Genomic DNA, 24,141 nt, shown 5'->3' with positions numbered 1-24,141 from the left:
CATGACCGAGCACGCCGCGGGCCGCTTCGCGCCCAGCCCCTCGGGCGATCTGCATCTGGGCAACCTCCGCACCGCGCTGCTGGCCTGGCTGTTCGCCCGATCCACCGGGCGCGCCTTCCGGATTCGCGTCGAGGACCTCGACCGCGTGCGGCCCGGCGCGGCCGAGCGGCAACTGGCCGATCTGGCCGCGATCGGACTCGACTGGGACGGGCCGGTGACGTGGCAGTCGCGGCGGATCGACCGGCATCACGCTGTCATCGACGAACTGTCCGCGGCCGGGCTGACCTACGAATGCTTCTGCACCCGGCGGGAGATCCAGCAGGCCGCGAGCGCGCCGCACGGCCCGATGGGCGCCTACCCCGGCACCTGCCGCGCGCTGACCGCGACCGAGCGCGCGGCCCGGCGCGCCGAGGGCCGACCCGCCGCGCTCCGATTGCGCTCGCGGACAGCCGAATTCGAGATCGTCGACGAACTGCACGGTCGATATCGCGGCGTGGTGGACGATTTCGTGCTGCGCCGGGGCGACGGCACCCCCGCGTACAACCTCGCCGTCGTGGTCGACGACGCGGACCAGGGCATCGATCAGGTGGTGCGCGGCGACGACCTGTTGCCGTCCACGCCCCGGCAGGCGTATCTGGCCACCCTGCTGGGGTTTTCGGTGCCGCGGTACGCGCACGTGCCGCTCGTGCTCAACCGCGAGGGCAAGCGCCTGGCGAAGCGGGACGGCGCGGTCACCCTCGCGGATCGGCTCGCGCTCGGCGAGACTCCCGGCGACGTGGTCGCACTGCTGGCCGCCTCGCTCGGCTATCGTGCGAACACGCCCGTCGAGCTGTTGGGCAGTTTCCGCCCGGAATCGTTACCCGGACAACCATGGACATTCGATCCGCTCGACGTGGTGAATTCCGGCGGGAATCCGTAACGTACGCAGACGTCGCGAAACTACGACCATTTCACACGAGGAACTTCAGATGACCAGTGGTGGGTACGACCCCAACCAGTATCCGCAGGGCGGGCAGCCGTACGGCCAGCCGTACCCGCAGCAGGGCCAGCCGTACGGCGGCGGCCAGCAACAGCCCTACGGGCAGCAGCAGTACCCAGCCGGTGGCCAGCAACCCTATGGGCAGCAACCGAATCCGAGCGGCGGCGCGCCGTACGGGCAGCAGCCGGGCGGCCCTGGCTACGGACAGCAGCCCTACGGCCAGCAGCAGCCCTACGGCGGCGGGCAGGAGCCCTACCCGGGTCAGCAGCCGTACCCGGGCGGGCAGAACTACGGGCAGCAGCCCTACGGCGGGCAGCCGGGTGTGCCGGGCGGGGCGGTGCCCGGTGATCTGGGCATGCGCTTCCTGGCTCGCCTCATCGACGGCCTGCTCATCGGGGTGCCGATCGCGATCATCTTCATCTTCCTGGGCCGCAGCTTCGGCGTGCAGCTGCTCGAAGGCGTGGTCGTCGCCCTGGCCTACCTCGCCTACTTCGTGCTGATGGAGAGCTCGCAGGGCGGGACGCTCGGCAAGAAGTGGCTCGGCATGCGGGTGGTGGGCCCGGACGGCGGACTGCCCGACCAGGCGAGCTCGCTCAAGCGCAATCTGTGGGCGGTGGCCCAGATCGTGCCGTGCATCGGCAGCCTGGTCTCGCTGGGTCTGGCCATCTACATCGCCGTGACGATCTCCCAGGATCCGAACGGACAGGGCTGGCACGACAAGTTCGCGGGCGGCACGCAGGTGCTCAAGGGCTGATCGTCGCTCGAAAGATCAAGGGGCGCACTCGGTTTCGAGTGCGCCCCGTTTCGTTCCCGTACTCAGTTGGTGCTGCCGACGGCGATGACGAAGACGAACCACAGGACGCCGAGGACGAGGGCGACGCCGCTGATCCAGATGCCCGCGAGCGCCAGGCCGCGGCCCTCCTGGCCGGTCTGCTTGATCTGGTTGAGGGCGATCGGGCCGAGGATGAGGCCGACCACGAAACCCAGTCCGCAGGTGACGAATCCGATGAGGGAGGAGATCAGCGCGCCGATGGCCATGCCGTTGGTGCCGCGCTGCTGGGGATAGCCGTAGGGCTGGTAGCCCGCGGCGGCGTAGCCGTAGCCGGGCTGGCCGTAGAGCGACGACGGCTGCGGCTGCGGCGGGTAGCTCGGGTAGTGCTGCTGCGGCGGCGGGGTCATGGGCTGGGCCGGATAGCTCGGTGCGGACGAGTGGCCGGGCGGCGGTGCGGACGGGGTCGGCGGCGGCACCGAAGCGTGGCCCCCGGACTCCGACGACACACCCTCGCCGCCGTACTGCTTCCACCATTCGTCGGAATCGCCGGGATTCGTCATGGTCACAGCCTATTCCACAGCGGGCCGCTGCCGGTATCGTCCAGACCTCGTGAGTGACACCATGCAATCTCCCGACGTCGAGGGGCCTGGACGCCCCGCGGCCGAACACGCAGCGTTCGCCAAGGCCGCGGGGGGACCGTACACCCTGATCGTGACGCTGTTCACGGCCACTTTGATGATCTCCAATATCTGCGCGACCAAGGGCGTGCAGTTCTTTCGCGGCGAACATCTGTCGCTGGGTCCGATCGACGTCCTGCCGATCACCACCGACGCCGCCTTCTTCCTGTTCCCCCTCGCCTACGTCATCGGCGACGTGCTGAGCGAGGTCTACGGCTTTCGTGCGGCCCGGCGCACGATCTACTACGGGTTCGGCATGCTGGCGCTGATGGTGGTCTGCTTCTGGATCGCGATCGGTTTGCCCGCGGCGGACTTCTACGGCAATCAGGACGCCTTCCGCACGGTCGTGGGCACCACGCCGCAGCTGGTCGCGGCCGGGCTTGCCGGATACGTCGTCGGGCAGTTCCTCAACTCGATGACGTTGGTGCTGATCAAGGAGCGCACCAAGGAGAAGCATCTGTGGGCGCGGCTGCTCGGGTCGACCGTGGCCGGGGAGTTCGGGGACACGCTGATCTTCTGCTCGATCGCGGCCACGGCCATCGGGATCGATACGTGGGGGGCGTTCGTCAACTATGTGATCGTCGGGTTCGTGTGGAAGACCTCGGTGGAGGTGTTCATCCTGCCGATCAGTTATCGGGTCATCGCGTACCTCAAGAAGCGCGAGAGTACCTACGCGCCTTTGGAAAAGCCCGCTTTGTATTCCTGACCCTTCGCCCGACCTCCCCCAACCTTGAGGCCCCGGCGTCTCATAACCCTGTGGCCCGGCGTCTCCTGACCCTCTGGCCCGGCGTCCCCTAACCCTGTGCCCCGGCGTGCTTTTCGCCGGGGCCTCGCCACTTCCCCAGGAACTCGGCCTTGAACTCGTCGAAGTAGCCGCCCTCGATCGACGCCCTGATGTCGTCGACCAGTCGGACCGTGAATCGCTCGTTGTGGATCGTGCACAGCGTCGAGGCGAGCATCTCCTTGGCCTTGAACAGGTGGTGGATGTAGGCGCGGGTGTAGTTCGCGCAGGTGTAGCAGTCGCAGTCCGGGTCCAGCGGCGTGAAGTCGCGGCGAAAACGGCTGGTGTTCACGTTGAATCGGCCCGTGGCCCGGTAGATGGCCGCGTTGCGGGCGACGCGGGACGGGTTGACGCAGTCGAAGGTGTCCGCCCCGTTCTCGACGGCGACGAAGAGGTCCTCGGGCTCGCTGATGCCCAGCAGGTGGCGCGGCTTGTCCTCGGGGAGTTCATCGCAGCACCAGCCCACGATCGTGCCGAGGTTGTGCTTCTCGAGCGCGCCGCCGATGCCGTAGCCGTCGAATCCGGTGCCGCCCGCGCCGCGCATGGCGTCGAGATCGCGGCATGCCTTGCGGCGCAGGTCCTCGTACTGCGCGCCCTGGATCACCGCGAACAGGGCCTGATAGGGGCGGTGCGCGCGGGCGGCGGTGAGCCGCTCGTGTTCGTCGACGCAGCGCTGGGCCCATTCGTGCGTGCGGCGCAGCGAATTCTCTTGGTAGGCACGGGTGTTCATGAGGGTGGTGAGCTCGTCGAAGGCGAACATGACGTCCGCGCCCAGTTCGTGCTGGATGCCCATCGAGACCTCGGGGGTGAAGCGGTGCCGGGACCCGTCCAGATGCGACCGGAAGGTCACCCCGTCGTCGTCGACGACCGCCAGCCGTTCCTTGCCCTCGGCGATCACGTCGTCGCTGCGCACCCCCACGGCCTCCATGGCCAGCACCTTCTTGAACCCCACCCCCAGCGACATCACCTGGAAGCCCCCGCTGTCGGTGAACGTCGGCCCCGCCCAGTTCATGAACGCCCCGAGCCCCCCGGCCTCATCCACGATATCCGCCCCCGGTTGCAGATACAGATGGTAGGCATTGGCCAGCAACGCCTGCGCCCCAAGCTCTTTCATCGCCTCCGGCACCACCGCCTTGACCGTCGCCTTGGTCCCCACGGGAACGAACGCGGGCGTCCGAATCTCCCCGTGCGGCGTACGAATCACCCCCGAGCGACCGTGCCGCCCCGCGAGCCGAGTACTGACACTGAATCCAAACGACGACTGATCGGGCACCCCGCCATAGTGCCGCCCTGCCCCCGGCGCTGGCGCGCCGGGGGCAGGGACAAGAGGGGTGGCGGAGCCAGGGAGATGAGGGATGGCAGCCGGGACATGAGGGGCGGCAGCCCGAGACATGAGGGGCGGCAGCCCGAGACGTGAGAGGCGGGGAGACAGGAACTTGAGAAGCCGGGAGCCGGGACATCAGGGCCGAGGCCGAGGAGACGAGGGCCGGGGCCGGGGACACCAGAGCCGGGGCCGGGGACACGAGCTGGCGCCGGGAGACGAGGGCCGGAGCCGGGCATGTGGAGGGGCGGGAGGGGGTTAGGCGTCGACGGGGCTTTCGTCTACCAGGTCCTGGTCTACTGCGGCGCCTACGAATTGGGCGTTGTAGAGGCGGTGGTAGGGGCCGCGGTGGGTCAGGAGTTGGGTGTGGGTGCCGGTTTCCACTATGTGGCCGGAGTCCATGACGACTATGAGGTCGGCGTCGCGGATGGTGGAGAGGCGGTGGGCGATGACGAAGCTGGTGCGGTCGCGGCGGAGGGCGGCCATGGCCTGTTGGACGAGGAGTTCGGTGCGGGTGTCGACCGAGCTGGTGGCCTCGTCGAGGATGAGGATGGTGGGCTTGGCGAGGAAGGCGCGGGCGATGGTGATGAGCTGCTTCTCGCCCGCGCTGACGCCCGCGCCCTCCTCGTCGATGACGGTGTCGTAGCCGTGCGGGAGGGCGTGCACGAAGCGGTCGACGTAGGCGGCGCGGGCCGCGGCGACGATCTCCTCCTCGGTGGCGCTGGGGTTGCCGTAGGCGATGTTCTCCCGGATGGTCCCGCTGAACAGCCAGGTGTCCTGGAGGACCATGCCGATGCGGGAGCGCAGCCGATCCCGGGTCATGTGGGTGATGTCGACGCCGTCGATGCTGATGGTCCCGGAGTCGAGCTCGTAGAACCGTTCCAGCAGATTCACCAGCGTGGTCTTGCCCGCGCCCGTGGGACCGACGATCGCGACCACGTGCCCCGGCTCGGCGACCAGCGACAGATCCTCGATCACCGGCTTGTCGGGCTCGTACCGGAACGACACCGCGTCGAATGCGACCCGGCCCCGATCCACCGGCCGCTGATCCTCCACCTCGGGATCGGGCACCTGCTCCTCGGCGTCGAGGATCTCGAAGATCCGCTCGGCCGAGGCCACCCCGGATTGCAGCAGGTTGATCATCGACCCGATCTGGGTGAGCGGCTGGGTGAACTGCCGCGAGTACTGGATGAACGCCTGCACCTCACCCAGCGACAGACTCCCCGACGCCACCCGCAACCCGCCGACGACGGCGATCAGCACGTAGTTCAGATTCCCCACGAACATGATCACCGGCATGATCAGCCCGGAGATGAACTGCGCCTTGAAACTCGACTCGTAGAGCCGCCCGTTGCGCCGATCGAACTCCTGGCCCACCTCCCGGTTGCGCCCGAACGCGGTGACCACCTCGTGCCCGGTGTACGCCTCCTCGACCTGCGCGTTCACCAAACCGGTGTAGCGCCACTGGTTCACGAAGTGCGGTTTGGAGCGCTTGGCGATCTGCGCGGTCACGACGACCACCACCGGAACCGTGAGCAGCGCGATGATCGCCAGCAGCCACGAGATCCAGAACATCATGGCCAGAATGCCGATCACGGTCAGCACCGAGACGACCAGCTGGCTCAGCGTCTGCTGCATGCTCTGCGCGACATTGTCGACGTCGTTGGTCACCCGCGACAGCACATCGCCGCGCGGGGTCGAGTCGAAGTAGCGCAGCGGCAGCCGATGGATCTTCTCCTCGATCTCGGCGCGCAACCGCTTCATCGCCCGGTTGATCACCGAGATCAGCAGGTACGCCTGCAACCACCCGAACAGCGCCGACGCCAGATACAGCACGAGCACCAGCACCAGCACCCGGCCCACGGCCGAGAAGTCCACGCCCACACCGGGAATCACGTGCATCCCGCCGAGCATGTCGGCCAGCCGGTCCTGTCCCTGCGCGCGCAGCGCGGCGATCGCCTGCTCCTTGGACAGCCCGGCGGGCAACTGCTTGCCGACCACGCCGTCGAAGATGATGTTGGTCGCCTTGCCCAGGATCTGCGGCCCGAGCACGGTCAGCACCACCGAGGTGGTGGCCAGCACGAAAATGGCCACCAGATAAGCCTTTTCGGGCGCGAGCCGGGCCAGCAGCCGCTTCAGCGAGGGTCCGAACGATTTGGCCTTCGCGTCGGGCGCGCCCGGCGGCATCCCCGGCCTCATCGGGCCGCCTCCTCGGGACTGAACTGCGATTCCACGATCTCGCGATACTCCGCGCAGTCGCGCAGCAGCTGGTCGTGCGTGCCCAGGCCGACCATCTCCCCGTCCTCGAGCACCACGATCTGATCGGCCTCGCGGATGGTCGAAACCCGTTGCGCCACCGTGATCACCGCCGCCTGCTCGACCTCGGGTCGCAGCGCGTCGCGCACCCGCGCGTCGGTGGCCACGTCGAGCGCGGAGAAACAGTCGTCGAACAGGTAGATCTTGGGCTTGCGCACCAGCGCCCGCGCGATGGCGAGCCGCTGACGCTGCCCGCCCGACACCGTCGTACCCCCTTGCGCCACTTCGGTTTCCAGCCCCTTCGGCATATCGCGGACGAAATCGGCGGCCTGGGCGATCTCGAGGCAGCGCCACAGCTCCGCGTCGGTGGCGTCCGGATCGCCGTAGCGCAGATTGGAGGCGACCGTGCCGGAGAACAGGTACGCCTTCTGCGGCACCAGGCCGATCTGCGAGCGCAGCAGATCCAGATCGAGATGGCGGACGTCGGTGCCGCCGACGTACACCGCGCCGTCGGTGACGTCGATCAGCCGCGGGATCAGATTGATCAGCGTGGTCTTGCCCGATCCGGTCGAGCCGACGATCGCGGTGGTGGTGCCCGGTTCGGCGCGGAAGCGGATGCCGCGCAGCACGGGTTTCTCCGCGCCCGGGAACTTGAACTCCGCGAAGGCGACGTCCACCGTGCCCGGATCGGCGGTGAACGACCGCGGCAACGGCGGTGGGCCGACCGAGGTCTCGGTGGCCAGCACCTCGCCGATCCGCTCGGCCGACACGGCCGCGCGCGGGGCGAGCATGGCCAGGAACGAGGCCATCATGACGGCCATGAGGATCTGCATGATGTAGGACAGCAGCGCGGTCAGCGAACCGATCTGCATCGCCCCGTCGTCGATGGCGTGCCCGCCGAACCAGATCACCGCGACCGTGGTCAGATTGCTGATCAGCATGACCGCCGGGAACATCAGCGCGGTCAGCCGCCCGACGTACAGCGACGCGTCGGTGAGTTCGGAGTTGGCGACGCCGAAGCGCCACGCCTCGAGCCGCTCCCGCACGAACGCCCGGACCACCCGGATGCCGGTGATCTGTTCGCGCAGCACCCGATTCACCGCATCGATGCGCTCCTGCACGCGCCGGAAGCCGGGCACCATGCGGGAGATGATCAACGCCATGGTCAGCGCCAGCAGGGGCACCGCGACCAGCAGGATCCACGACAGCCCGGCGTCCTGCCGGACCGCCATGACGATGCCGCCGACGCACATGATCGGGGCCATCACCAGGATGGTCACGCTCATCACCACGAGCAGCTGCACCTGCTGGACGTCGTTGGTGTTGCGCGTGATCAGCGAGGGCGCGCCGAAGATGCCGACCTCGCGCGCGGAGAACGTGCCCACCCGGTGCAGCAGCGCCGCGCGCATGTCCCGGCCCGCGCCCATGGCCGCCAGCGCGCCGAAGTACACCGATACCGACGAGGCCAGGATCTGCACGCCCGAGACCAGCAGCATCCAGCCGCCGGTGGACCAGATGTAGCCGATATCGCCCTTGGTCACGCCGTTGTCGATGATATCGGCGTTGAGACTGGGCAGATACAGCATCGCGATGACGGAGATGAGTTGCAGCACAACGACACCCAGCAACTGGGTGCGATAGGGGGCGAGGAAGCGCCGCAGCAGTCCGATCATCATATGCGTGCAGGCTACCGTCTCGATGTGACCGGCGTCGCCCTCATTTCCTCCGGGTCGTCGGGTGTCATGGTCCCTCGGGCAGGGGTCGCCGCGCCCACGCGCCCGGATCGCTGGTCAGCTCGGCGACGAAGTCCGGCAGTTTGTCCCAGGCGATGTCGGCGATGGACACCCGCTCGAGCACCGCGCGGATGTTGACCCGCAACGCGATCCACACCGGTTGCAGCGATTCGGCCGCGCCCGCGTAGCGCACGTCCTCGGGCCGCTGCCCGCGCACCGAGGCGAGCGGACCCTCCACGGCCCGGATCACGTCGGCAACGCTGATGGCGGCGGCGGGCCGGGCCAGCCGGTAGCCCCCGTCGGGGCCGCGGCGGCTGGTGACCAGTCCGGCGCGGCGCAGTTCGGCGGCGGCGGACTCGAGGATCTTGGGCGGGATGGACTGGGCCGTGGCGATCGCGTCGGCCTTGACCGAATCCGGTTGCGCGCGAGCGATTTCCAGCAGGATCCGGACCGCGTAATCGACCCTAGCCGAGATGTGCACAGCCGCTCCCGACCGCGTTGCCGGCACCCAGCACACCGAGCGCGGAATCCAGCAGCACGCGCTCGATCAGCTCGTCACCGGCGACGGGCACCAGATCCCTCGACCACAGCGCGGTGCCCAGCACCTCCAGCGCCGCGGCCGCCCGCAATTGCGCCTCCTCCGACGGATCGGGTCCGGCCAGCCAGCGGGCCAGTCGCCGATGCAGATCGATCATGTCCGGATAGCGGTTGCCGATCGCGTTGATGATCGCGACGGTGTCGCGCACGCACATCGCGCCCGCGGTCCGATGCCGCAACAGCGTGCGCAATTGCCGGGTGAGCACCGCGCGCACGGCATTCGGGGTGTGGTCGATCGGCTCGGCCTCGTCCACGACCTCCTTCAACTCGTCGAAAACGGGCTCGATGATGGCGAGCAGCAGATCCAGTTTCGAGGCGTAGTGATAGTAGAGGGAGGCTTTTGTGATTCCCACCGCATCCGCGACCTCGCGCAGGCTCGTCTGTTCGAATCCCTTGCTCGAAAACAGCCGCACCGCAGCGTCTCTGATCGCGTCCTTGGTCCCTCCACCTGCGACAACGGCTCCGGAAGCACTTCGGACACTCATCGGCCGATCCTCTCATCACCCGGGTTCGGGGCGGGCGACGCCCCCGGAACCGAGGTTGTTCCTCCGCTTATCGCTCGGTAGTCTACCTACCGCACGGTAGGCAGAAAGCGTTTTGGAGACGGACCGCGTGCAGGGCGGCCGTGAAGTGCTGTCTCCGACGCTCGAATTCAGCGCATGTCCCAGCGATGGCTAGGAGATTTCTCGTGTCCGTATACCTCTACCGGTGGGGCAGATTCGCGTTCCGCCGGAAATGGATAGTGCTACCGGTCTGGCTGCTCGTCTTCCTGTTGCTGGGCGCGGTCGGCGTCGGCCTGAAGAAGCCGACGAGCGACAACTTCAATCTGCCGGACCTGCCGTCGCAACGCGCGACCGATATCCTCGACGCCCAATTCCCGGGCGCCTCGGCGGCTTTCAAGTTCGACGCCGTCACCGGCACCTACGTGATCGGCGCGCCCGCGGGCCAGAAGCTGACCGATCCGGCGAACAAGGCCGCGATCGAGGGCTTCGTGCAGAAGCTCAACGCCCTCGACATCGTCGATCACAGCAAGGGCCAGATCCTCAGCCCGGTCGCCGCGGCCGAGGCGATGGGCTGTCTCGGCGCCGATCGCACCGACCCGGGCTTTCCCGCCAAGTGCAGCCTCGCGCCGCTGAACGTGCTGGGCAAGGGCAGCGCCGAACCCGACACCGTGGCCTTCGTGCAGGTGCCGTTCACCATCGCCAAGTTCACCGACGTCACCGACGCGCAGCGCGACGAGGCGACCGCGGTCGCGAACAGCGCCCGCGACGCCGGGCTCACCGTCGAGATGAGCGGCACCATCGCGCAGAAGCAGATGCAGCCCAGCGGTAAGGCCGAGATGATCGGTTACGCGGTCGCGTTCATCGTGATGATGGTGGCCTTCGGCGCGATCATCGCGGCCTTCGTGCCGATCCTCACCGGCATCGTCGGCGTGGGCGCGGCCTCGGCGCTGATCATGATGGGCACCGCGGCGGTCGACATCCCGAGCTTCACCACGATCCTGGCGTCGATGATCGGCATCGCGCTGTCCATCGACTACGCGCTGTTCATCGTCTCGCGGTACAAACACGAACTGGCCGTTCAGGATTCGCCGGAGGAGGCGGCCGGTGTCGCGATCGGCACGGCGGGTTCGGCGGTGGTGTTCGCGGGCGCGACCGTGATCATCGCGCTGTGCGGGCTGGCCATCGTGAATGTCCGCTTCCTCACCTTCATGGGGCTGGGCGGCGCGATCGCGGCGGCGTTCGCCATCGTGGTGGCGCTGACGCTGCTGCCCGCGCTGATGGGCGCCTTCGGCAAATACCTGTTCAAGCCGAAGCTGCCGCTGGTCGCCAAGCACGATCCGGAGGATCCGAAGTCGGTCACCAACGGCATGCGCTTCGGCCGCCTCATCGGCCGCTATCCGGCGGTGACGCTGCTGCTGAGCATCGTGCTGCTCGGTGCGCTGGCCGCGCCCGCCGCGGGCCTGAGCCTGGGCCTGCCCGGGGAGGACAGCCAGCCCAAGACCTCGACCATCCGCAAGGCGTACGACCTGCGCACCGCCGGGTTCGGCGAGGGCAGCAACGGCGTCCTCACGGTGGTCGCGGATCTGTCGAATGTGCCCGCCGCCGAACGGCAGTCGGCCGTCGACGCGCTGCGCGAGAGGCTGGCCTCCTACGACGGCATGGACTACGTCACCGCCGCGAAGACCAACAAGATCGATCCGCAGACCAAGGCCAACGACTACGCCGCCAGTACGGGCGCGCAGCTCAACGCGGTCCCGAAGACCGGTCCGAACGAGGCCGCGACCCAGGATCTGGTGGAGAACGCGCGAAAGGCCGAGGGGGACTTCAAGTCTCGCTACGGCATGGAGTACGGCATCACCGGCACCACGGCCATCTACGCCGACGTGTCGCACGCGCTGCTCAGCAAGATCGTGCCGTACATGGCGATCGTCGCGGCGGCCGCGTTCGTGCTGCTGGTGCTCGTGTTCCGCTCGATCCTGGTGCCGCTCACGGCCGCGCTCGGCTTCCTGCTGTCGATGGCCGCGACGTTCGGCGCGACCGTGCTGATCTTCCAGGAGGGCAAGCTCGGCCTGATCAGCGATCCGCATCCGCTGGTGAGCTTCCTGCCGATCATCCTGATCGGCCTGGTGTTCGGGCTGGCGATGGACTACCAGGTGTTCCTGGTGACCCGGATGCGCGAGGAGTACAAGCACGGCCGCTCGCCCAAGGACGCGGTCGTCAGCGGGTACCACCACGGCGCCCGCGTGGTCACCTCGGCCGCGATCATCATGATCTCGGTGTTCGGCGGGTTCATCCTCGAATCCGACGTGACCGCCAAGTCGATGGGCTTCGCCCTCGCCGCGGGCGTGCTGCTGGACGCCTTCGTGGTCCGCATGGTGCTGATCCCGTCCCTGCTGGTGCTGCTGGGCAAGTGGGCGTGGTGGATGCCGAAGTGGCTGGACCGGATCCTGCCCGATATCGACGTCGAGGGCAGCAAGCTGCGCGAGTTGCAGCAACACGCCCGCGATGCGGACTCCAAGCGGGAGCCGGTGTCGGTGGGCTGAGTTCGGGCGACGCGGGGGGCCTGGGGAATGTGATCCCGGGCCCCCTCCCCCATCGGACCCTGCCACGCCTCCTCCACCTTCGGGCCCTGCCGCCCTCTCTTCCCTATCGGGCCCCTACCGCCCTGTCTTCCCCATCGGCCCTGCCGCCCTGTCTTCCCCATCGGGCCCTGCCACGCTCACTTCCCTATCGAGCGCTGCCACGCTCTCTCCCACCCTCAGGCCCTGCCACGCTCTCTCCCGCCCTCGGGCCCTGCCACGCTCTTCGGCAGGGCCCGATTTGCTTGATCTTGTAGCGAATTCCCAGCACACTCGAACGTGTTGTTCTCCGAGCACGACCCCGCGACCGCTAGGAGACGCTCGTGTCGGTGTATCTGTATCGGTGGGGAAAGTTCGCCTACCGCCGGAAATGGATCGTGCTGCCGGTCTGGATCCTGCTGTTCCTGATCCTGGCCACGCTCGGGAACCGGCTGCAGAAGCCGATGACCAACGACTTCACGATTCCGAACCTGCCGTCGGAGCGGGCCACCGAGATCCTGGACCGGCACTTCCCGGGCATGTCCCAGTCGCTCGAATTCGGCGCGGTCACCGGCACGTACGTGATCGCCGCCCCCGCCGGGCAGAAGCTCACCGACCCGGAGAACCACGCGGCGATCCAGGGGCTGGTCGGCAAGCTCGGCGAACTGGGGATCGTCGATCACGGCAAGCCGCTGGTCGATCCGGTGGCCGCGAGCGAACAGCTGGGCTGCCTCACCGGCGACCGGACCACCAGCGCCTTCGTCTCCAAATGCAGCAGCGCGCCGTTGAACGTGCTGAACAAGACCGATCCGGATTCGGTTGCGGTACTGAGTGTTCCGTTCACCATCGCCGAGATCACCGACGTCACCGACGCCGACCGCACCGCGGCCTACGACGTCGCCGACGACGCCCGCCGCGCCGGGCTCACCGTCGAGGTGAGCGGCACGATCGCGATGAAGCAGGACCAGCCCAGCGGTAAGGCCGAGCTGATCGGCATGGCGGTCGCGCTGGTGGTGATGATCGTGGCGTTCGGCGCGATCGTGGCGGCGTTCGTGCCCATCGTCACCGCGCTGGTCGGGCTCGGCGCGGCCACCTCGGTGATCTTCCTGGGCACCTCGTTCCTGTCGGTGCCGAGCTTCACGACATTCCTGGCATCCATGATCGGGATCGCGCTGTCGATCGACTACGCGCTGTTCATCGTGTCGCGGTATCGGCACGAACGGGCCGTGCTCGCCTCGGGCGAGGAAGCCGCGGGCACCGCGTTGGGGACGGCGGGTTCGGCGGTGGTGTTCGCGGGCGCGACGGTCATCATCGCGTTGGTCGGGCTGGCCATCGTGAACATTCGCTTCCTGACGTTCATGGGTCTGGGCGGCGCGGTCGCGGCCGCGTTCGCGGTGCTGACGGCGATCACATTGATGCCCGCACTGCTGGGGGCGTTCGGAAAGTGGCTGTTCACACCGAAATTGCCGGTGATCGCCCAGCACGATCCGGAGGACGATTCGGTCGTCACCAACGGTGTGCGGGTGGCGCGGGTGATCGGGCGCGCCCCGGCGGTGACGCTGGTGCTGAGCATCGTGGTGCTCGGATTGCTCGCCGCGCCCGCGCTGCATCTGCAACTGGGCCTGCCCGGGGAGGACAGTCAGCCGAAGTCGACGACGATCCGCAAGGCCTACGATCTGCAGACCGCGGGCTTCGGGGAGGGGTTCAACGGCAAGTTGCAGGTGGTCGCCGAACTCGATCAGGTCCCGGCGGACCGGCGGCAGGCGGCGGTGAACGCCTTGCGGGACAAGCTCGTCGGCTACGACGGCATGGACTACGTGACCGAACCGCAGTTCAGCCAGGACGGCGAGGGCGCGCTGCTGACCGCCGTCCCCAAGACCGGGCCCAACGATCAGGCCACCAAGGATCTGGTGCGCCACGCGCGCGACGCCGAGGCCGGACTACGGTCGCAGTACGGGATGAGTTACGGGATCACGGGTCTCACGGCGATCTACGCCGATATCGACCACGCGTTGTTGAGCAAGATCGTGCCCTATCTGGCGATCGTGGCGGGCGCGGCGTTCCTGTTGCTGATCGCGGTGTTCCGATCGGTGCTGGTGCCGTTGACCGCGGCGCTGGGGTTCCTGCTGTCGATGGCGGCGACGTTCGGGGCGACCGTGCTGATCTTCCAGGAGGGCGCGTTCGGGCTGATCTCGGAGCCGCGGCCGATCGTGAGCTTCCTGCCGATCATGTTGATCGGCTTGGTGTTCGGGCTCGCGATGGACTATCAGGTGTTCCTGGTGACGCGCATGCGGGAGGAGTTCGTGCACGGCAAGTCGCCGAAGGACGCGATGATCCGGGGTTATCACCACGGGGCGCGGGTGGTGACCTCGGCGGCGATCATCATGATCTCGGTGTTCGGGTCGTTCCTGCTGGAGTCCGATGTGACCGCCAAGTCGATGGGCTTCGCGCTGGCGGCGGGCGTGTTGTTCGACGCGTTCCTGGTGCGGATGGTGCTGATTCCGTCGCTGCTGGTGCTGATGGGGCGGGCGGCCTGGTGGATTCCCAAGTGGCTCAGCGCGATTGTGCCCGATATCGACGTGGAGGGGGCGCGGCTGCGGGAGTTGCGCGGGGAGGGAGAGCGGGAAACCGTCTCGGTGCGTTGAGGTTTCCCGCTCCGCGCTACAGCTTCGGCGCGACCTCGGCGGCCACCAGCTCCAGGTGGTCGAGGTCGGACAGGTCGAGGACCTGGAGGTAGAGGCGGGTGATGTCGGTCGCCTCCCGATAGCGGGAGATCTTGTCGACCACCTCGCCCGGTGTTCCCGCGAGGCCGTTGCGCTTCAGTTCGTCGACCTCGCGGCCGATGACGGCCGCGCGGCGGGCGACCTCGGCGTCGTCGCGGCCCACGCACAGGACCTGGGCGGCGGAGCGGATGATCTCGCCCGGGTCGCGGCCGATCTCACGGGCGGCCCGCGCAACCCGCTCGAATTGTGTTGCGGCGGTTGCGGAGTCGACGAACGGGAGGTTGAACTCCTGGGCGAAGCGGGCGGCCAGGGCCGGGGTGCGCTTCTTGCCGCCGCCGCCGATGATCACGGGCGGGCGCGGGCGCTGTGCGGGTTTGGGCAGGGCGGGGGAATCGGTGAGGGTGTAGTGCTCGCCCCGGTAGGAGAAGGTCTCACCCTCCGGCGTCTCCCACAGACCGGTGATGATCTCGAGCTGTTCGGCGTACCGGTCGAACCGCTCCTTCACCTCCGGTAGCGCGATGCCGTAGGCGCTGTGCTCGTCGGCGAACCAGCCCGCGCCGAAGCCGAAATCGATTCTGCCGCCGGACATCTGGTCCACCTGCGCCACCGAGATGGCGAGCACCGACGGATGCCGGAAGGTGGCGGCCGTGACCAGCGTGCCCAGGCGGATGCGGGAGGTCTCCCGGGCCAGGCCCGCCAGCGTGATCCAGGCGTCGGTCGGCCCCGGCAGGCCGGAGACGCCACCCATCTTCAGATAGTGGTCCGATCGGAAGAACGCGTCGAAACCCGCGTCCTCGGTGGCCTTGGCGACCCGGAGGAGGTCCTCGTAGCTCGCGCCCTGCTGGGGTTCGGTGAAGATCCGTAGTTCCACGCCCGTCAACGTTAGTCGCGCAATAGTTCCATCCAGCGACTGGCCGCGACCGAAACCCGCTAGTATCGATCTCTCGAACTGATGTTCGAACTACGGTACTGTCGACCCCATGCCCCCCGATCGCCACATCCACCTAGCGCAATTGTGGCTCGAAGAGGTCCGCGACAACCTCGCCACCGCCGCAGCCACCAGCTCTCCCCTCGACGCCGAACAACTGAACATCTTGTCGGGCAAGGTCGCCCACGGCCTGTACGTCTTCTCGGAACTCACCGCCCACCGAGGCTCCGAGGTCGCCTGACCCCCCATTCGTCGAGCCCCGATCACCGACGACCGCCCCTGCCCAGCGTTCGAGTGGATCGGAGGCTCGATATGAGGACCGGCCCGCCCTCACCCCGTGGACAGTCCTGCCCCACTTTCCGAGCGGGGTGGGGGTGGGTGCCGGTCTTCGAGGTTGCTCACATAGATGCTGTCCCGCAACCGAATTCGAGTCGCAGGAGGTTGTCTTGAACGACGAGCCCGATGTGGTCGTCACACGCACCGTCCAGGACGGAGATCGTGAAGTGCGCATCGAGGTCACCGACCCCCGCCCGGACGCGGGAACCGGTGGCTGGCGATGCGCCTACCGCATCGACGGCTTCGACACCCAGGTAGTGCGCGGACGCGACGGGCTCGCCGCGGTCTACGCCGCATTGGTCGGTATCGGTGAGGACCTGGCGCGCGCCAACGCCCGAGGCGCGCACTACACCGTCTTCGGCCGCTCCGACCTCGGATTCCCCATGCGGAGCCCGGGCAGAGCGACGGACGAGCGATGAACGCTCGCGAGTTCGGGCCACCACTGGGCACCAGGACCGTAACCACCCCCTCGGGTCCGGTCGACGTCACCCTCGGCCGCCCACGCGCCGATCCTGAACGGCCACCAATCCACCTGTGCCCCTATCGAATCGGTGATCGCGCCGACGCGTATGCCGAGGGGATCGATGACGTCCACGCGCTGATGTCGGCTATCCAGAGCGTCAGCGCGATCCTCGGAATTCCGCGAGACTGGCCACGCGGAGTCGAGGACAGTGATTCTGGGGGTGAGCCATCGCCGTCGGGCGGGCCGATGTAGGTCGACACGAGGTGGGAACAGGAAAAAGCCCCTCACCTGCAGGGCAAGTGAGGGGTTTATGGCGGTGGCGGAGGGATTTGAACCCTCGGTGGGGGGTTACCCCACACACGCTTTCGAGGCGTGCTCCTTAGGCCGCTCGGACACGCCACCGCGGGTGACTTTACCGGAACTACCCGGGGAACTCGAAATCGAGGGGTCAGGGGCGGTGGGGGTGGAAGAAGGATTGGAGGGGGGCGGCGCACAGGGGTTCGAGGATGCCGCCTCGGACTTGGGGGCGGTGGGTTAGGCGGCGGTCTCGGACTACGTCCCAGAGGGAGCCTACTGCGCCGGTCTTGGGTTCCCAGGCGCCGAAGATCAGGCGGTCGATGCGGGCGAGGACGAGGGCGCCCGCGCACATGGTGCAGGGCTCGAGGGTTACGGCGAGGGTGCAGCCTTCCAGGCGCCAGCCGTCGCCGTGGGCCGCGGCTGCGGCGCGCAGGGCGAGGATTTCGGCGTGGGCGGTGGGGTCGCCGGTGGCCTCGCGGGCGTTGGCGGCGCGGGCGAGTTCGCGGCCGGTGGCGTCGACAACCACGGCGCCCACGGGGACGTCGCGGGGGTCGGCGGTCGCGGCCGCGGACAGGGCGGCGCGGATCAGGTCCTCGTCGGAGAGCACCGGGTCAGCGCGGGAGTTTGTCCAGGACCGCGGCGAACTCGTTGGCGAAGCCGAGGCGCTGGGCGATCATGCCGAGCTGCTCGTCGGGATACAGGTCGGTCTCGGTGAGGATGACGCTGAGCACCGGCTCGGGGAGGCCGAGGTCGGCGAGCACCGCGAGGTCGCCCTCCTCCCAGGGCTCGATGTCGTCGAGTTCGTCCGGGTCGATGTCGGGGATCTCGATGTTCAGCGCCTCGAGGACCTCGGCGGCGATGTCGTAGTCGATCGCTGCGGTCGCGTCGGAGAGCAGCAGCCTGCTACCGGTCGGGGCCGGGCGCAGGACGATGAAGAATTCGTCGTCGACATCCAGCAATCCGAACACCGCCCCGGTGCTGCGCAGCGCGCGCAGTTCGTCCTCGGCCGCCGACAGATTCGTCAGAGCGGCTGGGCTCAGTGGGCTGACGCGCCACTTGCTTTCCTCTCGGACGACCGCCACGGCGAACCCTTCCACGTCGTCGTATTCGTCCGACGCCGCCCTGTTGGTGCTCGAGCGCTGTGCCATGGCCGCAACGGTAGTCGGCTTCAGCGGAAATGTTGAAGTCGTATGCGAATCTGGTGCGGTGAAAAAGTCTGCGGTGTGCGTGCTGGGGACGGGCTTGATCGGCGGATCGGTGCTGCGGGCGGCCACCGCGGCAGGTTACGACGCGTGGGGGTACAACCGGTCGGAAACCGGTGTGAACGCCGCGCGCGCCGACGGTTTCGACGTCGACGGCGATATCGGGGCCGTGCTGCGGCGGGCGGCTGCGGCCGACGCGCTGCTCGTGATCGGCGTGCCGATGCCCGCGCTGGCCGCGATCCTGACCGATATCAAGGAGTTCGCGCCCGAGTGTCCGCTGACCGATGTGATCAGCGTGAAGGCCCCGGTCGCCGCGACCGTGCGCGCGCACGAACTCGACGCCCGCTACGTGGGCGGCCATCCGATGGCGGGTACGGCCGAATCCGGTTGGACCGCATCGTCTTCCGAGTTGTTCCGGGGTGCGGCCTGGGCGGTCGGCGTGGATCCGGGCACGCGCGCGGAGCCGTGGACGCGGGTGGTCCGGCTCGCCCTGGACTGCGGTTCGGTCGTCGTCCCGGTGACCGCCGACGACCACGACCGCGCGGTGGCCCGCGTCTCGCATCTGCCGCACGTTCTGGCCGAGGCGCTGTCGGTCGCGGGCGCGGGCGGCGGTGATCTGGCTCTAGGCTTGGCGGCGGGGTCCTTCCGCGACGGGACCCGCGTGGCCGCCACCGCTCCCGATCTGGTGCGTGCCATCTGCGAACCCAACGCGACCGCGCTGCTCGACGCCCTCGACGACGTCCTGCGCCTGCTCACCGACGCCCGGGACCGCCTCGCCGCGGACGGCACCCTCGGCGAACTGATCGACGCAGGGTACAGCGAACGCGATCGCTACGACACGCTCGACCGCTGGGAGATCACGGATGTCCGCCCCGGCGACCAGGATTGGCTGGAGCGGCTGCGCGCGGCCGGGCAACGCGGCGGGGTCCTTCGCGAACTCGACTGAGCCGCGCGTCTCAGATCCGTTCGGCGAGGCCCGGATAGTCCAGCAGGAATCCGTCGGGATCCACGGTCACCGTCGCCGACGACACCGGGGACAGGACGTGAATCCCGTTGGCCCCGCTCGAGTAGGTGAGGGTGGCCTCCTGGACCAGAAGGTCGGGCAGGCGGACGTAGACGACCGGGACGTGCACGTCCTCGGTGTCGTGCGCCAGCCCGTACCGGCGGATCGGCAGGGTGTTGAAGAACGGGCTCAGCACGACGTCGACGTCGAGCGCGCCGCCGAAGGTGGACCGCACGTGGGTGCCGCCGGCGTCGATGAGCCAGTAGTTCTCCTGATCGCGGGCGATCGAGGCGTGCCGCTCCCCCGCGGCGACCGTGCTGCGCACCGACAGCCGCTTGGTCGTGCCGTTCTCGTCGGTGCTGAGATCGTAGGACGCGCTGAAGGCGGGATGGTCGGCGCACTCCCCGGCGATGATCCGGCCGGAGGCGCGAATCCGGTTGCCGCTCAGGATGACTCGCACCGACTCCATCCGCGAGCCGTTGTGCGCCCGCCAGGTGAGAATCGCCGGCCAGCGCGACCCGTCCGCCGCCGAGTCCGCGCCCGGATCGATCTCCTGGGGGGCCGTCGTATTGCCCTGGGCTGGATTGCTCACCCCTCTACGGTAAGCGACTCGCGGCGGTGGACCGAGCAACGCCTTGCTGGGGGGCGAATCCGTCACACGAACGACGCATGGCCGTGGACCGAACCACGCCCTGCCGGGGCCGAATCCGACACACGAACGACGCATCCCCACGCACCGAACCGCACCCTGCCCAGGCCGAATCAGACACACGAACGACGCATCCCCACGCACCGAACCGCACCCTGCCCAGGCCGAATCAGACACCCTCGGCCCACGGCGGTGGGCCGAGCGGCGCGTCCATGACTCCCATCAGACGAGCGATTCGCGCCAAGCGGTGTGCAGGGTGGCGAATCGGCCCGTGGCGGCGATGAGTTCGGCGGGGGTGCCGTCCTCCACGATGCGGCCGCCCTCGAGGACGAGCACGCGGTCGGCGATGGCGACCGTCGAGAGGCGGTGCGCGATGATGACCGCGGTGCGGTCGCGCAGGACCGTCTCCAGGGCGCGCTGCACCTGCCGTTCGCCGGGGATGTCCAGGCTCGAGGTCGCCTCGTCCAGCACGATCACCGCCGGATCGGCGAGGAAGACGCGGGCGAACGCGACCAGCTGGCGTTGCCCGGCCGACAGCCGGCCGCCGCGCTTGCGCACATCGGTGTCGAAACCCTCGGGCAGCGAGTCGACGAAGTCGTACAGGCCGACCGCGCGGGCGGCCGCCCACACCTGTTCGTCGGTCGCCTCGGGCCTGCCCAGCCGGATGTTGTCGGCCACCGAACCGGAGAACAGATACGCCTCCTGGGTCACCATCGCCACATTGCGGCGCAGGTCGGCGTCGGCGATGTCGCGCAGATCGATGCCGTCGAGCCGGACCGTGCCGCCGGTGGGGTCGTAGAACCGCGCGATCAGTTTGGCCAGCGTGGACTTGCCCGCACCGGTCGCCCCGACCAGCGCGACCACCTGGCCCGCCGGGATGGTCAGCGAGAACGTCGGCAGGACGGTCTTCGCGGCCGTCTCGGTGTCGTTGTCGCCCTGCGTCTTTCGCGCCGGGTACTCGAAACGCACCGTCTCCAGGCGCAATTCGCCGCGTGCGCGATCCAGCGGCCGGGGTCGCTCCGGTTCGGCGACGGTCGGCCGCTCCTCGAGCACCCCGGAGACGCGCTCGAGCGCCGCCGCGGCGGACTGGTAGGAGTTGAACACCTGCGCGAGTTCGTCCAGCGGTCCGTAGAACTGCCGCAGGTACAGCAGGAACGCCGCCAGCACGCCGATCTCGGTGTGGCCGTGGATGACTCGCCACGAGCCCACGATCAGGATGACCACGGTGGACACGTTGTTGATCAACCGCACCAGGCCGATGTAGTTGGCCATCCCGCGCAGCGCGGACGTGTTCGCCGCCCGGTACTCGGCGTCCTCGTCGGCGAGGATGATCTCGTTGCGCTCCTCGCGCCGGAACGTCTGCACCGCGCGGATGCCGCCCATCGTCTCCACGAAGTGCACGACCACCTTGGCGATCGCGCCGCGGGTGCGGCGGTATCCGGCGCGCTGCCGCCGCTGCGCCCAACGCGTCACGTACACCAGCGGCACGAAGCCCGCGAGCACCACCAGCGCCAGCGGGATGTCGAGCCACAACAGGATGACCGCGATCGTGCCCACCGACAGCACGGCGCTGAGCGCGTCGTTGAGGGCGCGTTCGAGCAGATCCTCGAGCGATTCCAGATCGCTGGTCAGCCGCGCGACGATCTTGCCGGAGGTGTAGTTCTCGTGGAACGCGATCGACAGCCGCTGCACGTGCGTGAACACCCGCAGCCGCAGATCGAACAGCACCTGCTGGCTGAGTCGGCCCGAGACGCGCAGGAACAGGAAGGTGGTCACCCCGCCCAGCAGCGTGCAGCCGGTGGCGCCCGCGACCGCGACGGTCAGCGGCAGCCAGTCGCCCGCGAGCGCCCGGCGCACGCCGGTGTCCACGCCGTGCGCGACGAACAGCGGCGCGGAGACCATGGCGGCGTTGTCGATCACGATCAGCACCAGCGACCACAGCGCCGCCACCCGATACGGCCGCACCAGCGACCACAGCAGCCGCCGGGAGCGGGCCGCGAGGGCGAGGTTCACCGCGTCGGTGGCCTCGGACTCCTCGGCCGCGACGCCGCGCCACTCGTCGTCGTCAGCGTCGTCCGTCCGCGGCGAATTCGCTTGTTGCGCTTGCGTCATCGAGGTCACCTCCCATCAGTTCGCGGTAGCGGGAACAGGTTTCGAGCAGTCGTTCGTGCGGGCCGTCGGCGATGATGCGGCCCTCGTCGAGCACGGCCACCCGGTCGGCCCAGGCGGCGGTCGAGGGGCGGTGGGCCACCAGCAGCACCGTCGCCCCCGCGAGCGCGGCGTGCAGGCGGGCCTGGACCACCTCCTCGGTGCTGACGTCGAGCGCGGAGAGCGGATCGTCGAGGACGACGAGGTGCCCGCCCGCGTGCCGCTGCCGGTTCAGCACCGCGCGGGCCAGGGCCAGGCGTTGCCGCTGGCCGCCGGACAGGCTCAGGCCCTGTTCGCCGATGCGGGTGCGCAGGCCCCACGGCAGTTCGTCGACGAATTCGGTGGCGCAGGCGACGTCGAGGGCCGCGCGGATCTGCTCGACCGTGGCGTCGGGGTAGCCGAGGGTGATGTTCTCGCGCACGCTGGCCGAGAACAGCACCGGATCCTCGAAGGCCACCGACACCGCCGTGCGCAGTTCGGCGAGCGACACGTCGCGCACGTCCACGCCGTCGACGGTGACCGTGCCCGCGCTCACGTCGAACAGGCGCGGCACCAGGCCGAGCAGCGCGGATTTACCGCTGCCGGTGGCGCCGACGATCGCGACCGTCTCGCCGGGCCGGATCCGCAGCGAAACGTCGTGCAGCAGATCGCGTTCGGCGTCGGGGAAGCGGAAACGCACGTTGTCGAACCGCAATTCGCCGCGCAGCGGGCGGGGCAACGGCACCGGCGTCTCCGGATCGGTGATGGTGACCGGGGTGTCTAAAATCTCCCAGTAGCGTTCGGCGGCGGTGCGGGCGTGGTTCAGTTCGGCCAGCAGGAAGCCCAAGCCCATGATCGGCCATTGCAGGAAGGTGGCCAGCGTGATGCCCGCGACGAGCGTGCCCAGCGTCATCGCCTGATGCACCAGCAGATAGCCGCCGATCGCCAGCGCGGCCGCGATGCCCAGGCCGGACAGCACGTTCAGCGCGGTCCACAGCCGCGCGGCGAGCCGGACCTTGTCCATCTCGAGGCGGCGCAACTCCAGCGCCTCGCGCCGGAACCGCCGCCCGAACCACAGACCCCGGCCGAACGCCTTGAGTACCCGGATGCCCTGCGCGGACTCCTCCACGGTCGTCGCGAGATCGCCCGACTGGTCCTGGGCCCGCCGCGAGGCGCGGCCGTACTCCTGCTCGAAGCGCAGCGACAGCAGCACCAGCGGCACGCCGATGGCGGCCTGCACCAGACCGATCTGCCAGCTGTAGGCGAACAGCACCCCGAGCCCGATGCCGAGCCCCATGATCAACGACAGCAGCGACGGGGCCACGAACGCGAAATACCTTCGCAGCGTGGACATGTCGGTGATGGCGCGCGAGGTCAGCTGTCCGGACTCCATCCCGTCGTGCGCGCCCACGGACAGGATCTGCAACCGCCGGAACAGCGACGCGCGCAACGAGACCTCGAGCAGCGCGGCCGGGCGGGCGATGATCCAGCGCCGGGTCCACGCCGTCCAGGTGGTGAGGACGCTGAGCGCGATCAACCAGCCGATCGGCGCCCAGATGCCGTCGAAATCGCGGTGGGCCACCGGTCCGTCGACGATGTGCCCGGTGATCACGGGCAGCAGGATGTCACCGAGCATCCCGAGCGTGGACAGCACCGCGCTGATGGCCAAAGGCCAACGGTACCAACGGATATCGGGCCACATCCGCCGCAGCGGACCCGTCGGCGCGGGATCGATCGGCGCGCCGGGCCGGGTACAGTCGGCCTCCGAATCGGATGCGGCGCCCGCCAGGGCGACAGACATGAGTGTTCCCCCTCGGTTGTTCGCGGAATGAGTCCAGGCTGCCAGCTGTCCCGGTTTCCGCCAACCGGTTTTCCGGCTCGCCGGGGATCCGCGCGGCAGTACACTGCCCGGATGCTGATCGTCGCCGGGCATCTTCGCGTCCTCGATACACTGCGCGGATGCTGATCGTCGCCGGGCGTCTTCGCGTCCTCGACCGGGAGCGGTATCTCGAGATGTGCCACGAGGTGGTGGCCGCCGCGCGGGCCGCGGACGGCTGCCTGGATTACGCGCTCGGCGCGGATCTGCTCGAGGCGGATCGGGTGAACGTCTACGAGCGCTGGACCGGCCGCGCCGCGCTGGACGCGTTCCGGGAGGGACCGGGTGAGTTCTTCGTGGCCCGGATCGTCTCGGCGGACGTGCGCGAATTCGACTGCCCGGAGTGAGGTTCGCGCCCGG

The 24,141-nt window shown here is 68.8% G+C and carries 22 protein-coding genes and 1 tRNA gene; 10 read left to right on the top strand and 13 right to left on the bottom strand.

Annotated features, from left to right (window positions below):
- The first annotated feature begins 1 nt into the window (after nucleotide 1).
- The gene (gene gluQRS, locus ACFYTQ_RS09945) at nucleotides 2-919 is read left to right on the top strand and encodes a tRNA glutamyl-Q(34) synthetase GluQRS (RefSeq protein ID WP_387358835.1); all 918 of its coding nucleotides are present in this window, start codon (nucleotides 2-4) and stop codon (nucleotides 917-919) included.
- A 49-nt stretch (nucleotides 920-968) separates the two neighbouring features.
- The gene (locus ACFYTQ_RS09940; RefSeq protein ID WP_387358833.1) at nucleotides 969-1,733 is read left to right on the top strand and encodes an RDD family protein; all 765 of its coding nucleotides are present in this window, start codon (nucleotides 969-971) and stop codon (nucleotides 1,731-1,733) included.
- Nucleotides 1,734-1,795: 62 nt separating this feature from the next.
- Here ACFYTQ_RS09940 and ACFYTQ_RS09935 read toward each other — a convergent pair whose 3' ends face one another.
- Nucleotides 1,796-2,311 (bottom strand): DUF4190 domain-containing protein, encoded by a 516-nt coding sequence (locus ACFYTQ_RS09935; protein ID WP_387358831.1) that lies wholly within the window; start codon nucleotides 2,309-2,311, stop codon nucleotides 1,796-1,798.
- Nucleotides 2,312-2,372: 61 nt separating this feature from the next.
- On the opposite strand from ACFYTQ_RS09935, the gene ACFYTQ_RS09930 reads away from it, so the two are divergent.
- Nucleotides 2,373-3,134 carry a queuosine precursor transporter gene (locus tag ACFYTQ_RS09930; RefSeq protein ID WP_387359206.1) on the top strand — a complete coding sequence of 254 codons (762 nt, stop codon included), beginning with the start codon at nucleotides 2,373-2,375 and terminating at the stop codon, nucleotides 3,132-3,134.
- Nucleotides 3,135-3,222: 88 nt separating this feature from the next.
- Here the strand turns inward: ACFYTQ_RS09930 and tgt are convergent, their stop codons facing one another.
- The 5 genes from tgt to ACFYTQ_RS09905 all read right to left on the bottom strand — a co-directional run bounded on the left by tgt (nucleotide 3,223) and on the right by ACFYTQ_RS09905 (nucleotide 9,601).
- A complete protein-coding gene (tgt, locus tag ACFYTQ_RS09925) occupies nucleotides 3,223-4,602 on the bottom strand; it encodes a tRNA guanosine(34) transglycosylase Tgt (protein ID WP_387358829.1) in 1,380 nt (459 codons plus the stop codon).
- Nucleotides 4,603-4,788: 186 nt separating this feature from the next.
- A complete protein-coding gene (locus ACFYTQ_RS09920) occupies nucleotides 4,789-6,729 on the bottom strand; it encodes an ABC transporter ATP-binding protein (protein WP_387358827.1) in 1,941 nt (646 codons plus the stop codon).
- Nucleotides 6,726-8,462 (bottom strand): ABC transporter ATP-binding protein, encoded by a 1,737-nt coding sequence (locus ACFYTQ_RS09915; protein ID WP_387358825.1) that lies wholly within the window; start codon nucleotides 8,460-8,462, stop codon nucleotides 6,726-6,728. The genes ACFYTQ_RS09920 and ACFYTQ_RS09915 overlap by 4 nt, the downstream gene beginning before the upstream one ends.
- Before the next feature lie 64 nt (nucleotides 8,463-8,526).
- Nucleotides 8,527-9,000: an RrF2 family transcriptional regulator gene (locus ACFYTQ_RS09910; RefSeq protein WP_387358823.1), complete on the bottom strand. Its 474-nt coding sequence runs from the start codon at nucleotides 8,998-9,000 to the stop codon at nucleotides 8,527-8,529.
- Nucleotides 8,984-9,601 carry a TetR/AcrR family transcriptional regulator gene (locus ACFYTQ_RS09905; protein ID WP_387358821.1) on the bottom strand — a complete coding sequence of 206 codons (618 nt, stop codon included), beginning with the start codon at nucleotides 9,599-9,601 and terminating at the stop codon, nucleotides 8,984-8,986. Before ACFYTQ_RS09905 ends, ACFYTQ_RS09910 begins: the two co-directional genes overlap by 17 nt.
- A gap of 203 nt (nucleotides 9,602-9,804) precedes the next feature.
- Between ACFYTQ_RS09905 and ACFYTQ_RS09900 the strand changes: the two genes are divergently transcribed.
- Entirely contained in the window at nucleotides 9,805-12,162 is a 2,358-nt protein-coding gene (locus ACFYTQ_RS09900; protein WP_387358819.1) for an MMPL family transporter, read from the top strand.
- A 359-nt stretch (nucleotides 12,163-12,521) separates the two neighbouring features.
- Nucleotides 12,522-14,822 carry an MMPL family transporter gene (locus tag ACFYTQ_RS09895; protein ID WP_387358817.1) on the top strand — a complete coding sequence of 767 codons (2,301 nt, stop codon included), beginning with the start codon at nucleotides 12,522-12,524 and terminating at the stop codon, nucleotides 14,820-14,822.
- Between the two features lie 16 nt (nucleotides 14,823-14,838).
- Here the strand turns inward: ACFYTQ_RS09895 and ACFYTQ_RS09890 are convergent, their stop codons facing one another.
- Complete coding sequence (locus tag ACFYTQ_RS09890; protein ID WP_387358815.1) at nucleotides 14,839-15,771, bottom strand: LLM class F420-dependent oxidoreductase; 933 nt, start codon at nucleotides 15,769-15,771, stop codon at nucleotides 14,839-14,841.
- 109 nt (nucleotides 15,772-15,880) lie between these two features.
- On the opposite strand from ACFYTQ_RS09890, the gene ACFYTQ_RS09885 reads away from it, so the two are divergent.
- The 3 genes from ACFYTQ_RS09885 to ACFYTQ_RS09875 all read left to right on the top strand — a co-directional run bounded on the left by ACFYTQ_RS09885 (nucleotide 15,881) and on the right by ACFYTQ_RS09875 (nucleotide 16,879).
- Nucleotides 15,881-16,069 (top strand): DUF6374 family protein, encoded by a 189-nt coding sequence (locus tag ACFYTQ_RS09885; protein WP_387358813.1) that lies wholly within the window; start codon nucleotides 15,881-15,883, stop codon nucleotides 16,067-16,069.
- A 205-nt stretch (nucleotides 16,070-16,274) separates the two neighbouring features.
- Nucleotides 16,275-16,583, top strand: coding sequence for a DUF6968 family protein (locus tag ACFYTQ_RS09880; RefSeq protein ID WP_387358811.1), 309 nt, complete (start codon nucleotides 16,275-16,277; stop codon nucleotides 16,581-16,583).
- Nucleotides 16,580-16,879: a DUF6968 family protein gene (locus ACFYTQ_RS09875; protein WP_387358809.1), complete on the top strand. Its 300-nt coding sequence runs from the start codon at nucleotides 16,580-16,582 to the stop codon at nucleotides 16,877-16,879. Before ACFYTQ_RS09880 ends, ACFYTQ_RS09875 begins: the two co-directional genes overlap by 4 nt.
- 59 nt (nucleotides 16,880-16,938) lie before the next feature.
- Here the strand turns inward: ACFYTQ_RS09875 and ACFYTQ_RS09870 are convergent.
- From ACFYTQ_RS09870 to ACFYTQ_RS09860, 3 genes are all read right to left on the bottom strand, one after another.
- Nucleotides 16,939-17,029: transfer RNA gene (locus tag ACFYTQ_RS09870), tRNA-Ser, on the bottom strand.
- Nucleotides 17,030-17,075: 46 nt separating this feature from the next.
- Entirely contained in the window at nucleotides 17,076-17,531 is a 456-nt protein-coding gene (locus ACFYTQ_RS09865) for a nucleoside deaminase (protein WP_387358807.1), read from the bottom strand.
- Nucleotides 17,532-17,535: 4 nt separating this feature from the next.
- A complete protein-coding gene (locus tag ACFYTQ_RS09860) occupies nucleotides 17,536-18,072 on the bottom strand; it encodes a tRNA adenosine deaminase-associated protein (protein ID WP_387358805.1) in 537 nt (178 codons plus the stop codon).
- A gap of 58 nt (nucleotides 18,073-18,130) precedes the next feature.
- On the opposite strand from ACFYTQ_RS09860, the gene ACFYTQ_RS09855 reads away from it, so the two are divergent.
- Complete coding sequence (locus tag ACFYTQ_RS09855; protein ID WP_387358803.1) at nucleotides 18,131-19,072, top strand: prephenate dehydrogenase; 942 nt, start codon at nucleotides 18,131-18,133, stop codon at nucleotides 19,070-19,072.
- 10 nt (nucleotides 19,073-19,082) lie between these two features.
- On the opposite strand, the gene ACFYTQ_RS09850 is transcribed toward ACFYTQ_RS09855, so the two are convergent.
- The 3 genes from ACFYTQ_RS09850 to ACFYTQ_RS09840 all read right to left on the bottom strand — a co-directional run bounded on the left by ACFYTQ_RS09850 (nucleotide 19,083) and on the right by ACFYTQ_RS09840 (nucleotide 23,706).
- Nucleotides 19,083-19,679, bottom strand: a complete 597-nt coding sequence (locus ACFYTQ_RS09850) for a putative glycolipid-binding domain-containing protein (protein WP_387359203.1) — start codon at nucleotides 19,677-19,679, stop codon at nucleotides 19,083-19,085.
- A 321-nt stretch (nucleotides 19,680-20,000) separates the two neighbouring features.
- The gene (locus ACFYTQ_RS09845) at nucleotides 20,001-21,890 is read right to left on the bottom strand and encodes an ABC transporter ATP-binding protein (protein ID WP_387358801.1); all 1,890 of its coding nucleotides are present in this window, start codon (nucleotides 21,888-21,890) and stop codon (nucleotides 20,001-20,003) included.
- A complete protein-coding gene (locus ACFYTQ_RS09840) occupies nucleotides 21,844-23,706 on the bottom strand; it encodes an ABC transporter ATP-binding protein (RefSeq protein ID WP_387358799.1) in 1,863 nt (620 codons plus the stop codon). The genes ACFYTQ_RS09845 and ACFYTQ_RS09840 overlap by 47 nt, the downstream gene beginning before the upstream one ends.
- Before the next feature lie 158 nt (nucleotides 23,707-23,864).
- Here ACFYTQ_RS09840 and ACFYTQ_RS09835 point away from each other — a divergent pair, with 158 nt between their 5' ends.
- Nucleotides 23,865-24,128: a putative quinol monooxygenase gene (locus ACFYTQ_RS09835; RefSeq protein ID WP_387358797.1), complete on the top strand. Its 264-nt coding sequence runs from the start codon at nucleotides 23,865-23,867 to the stop codon at nucleotides 24,126-24,128.
- Nucleotides 24,129-24,141: the final 13 nt, after the last annotated feature.

The organism is Nocardia sp. NPDC004068 (genome assembly GCF_042874315.1).
Taxonomy (GTDB): domain Bacteria; phylum Actinomycetota; class Actinomycetes; order Mycobacteriales; family Mycobacteriaceae; genus Nocardia.
This window is presented reverse-complemented; position numbering and strand designations above follow the sequence as displayed.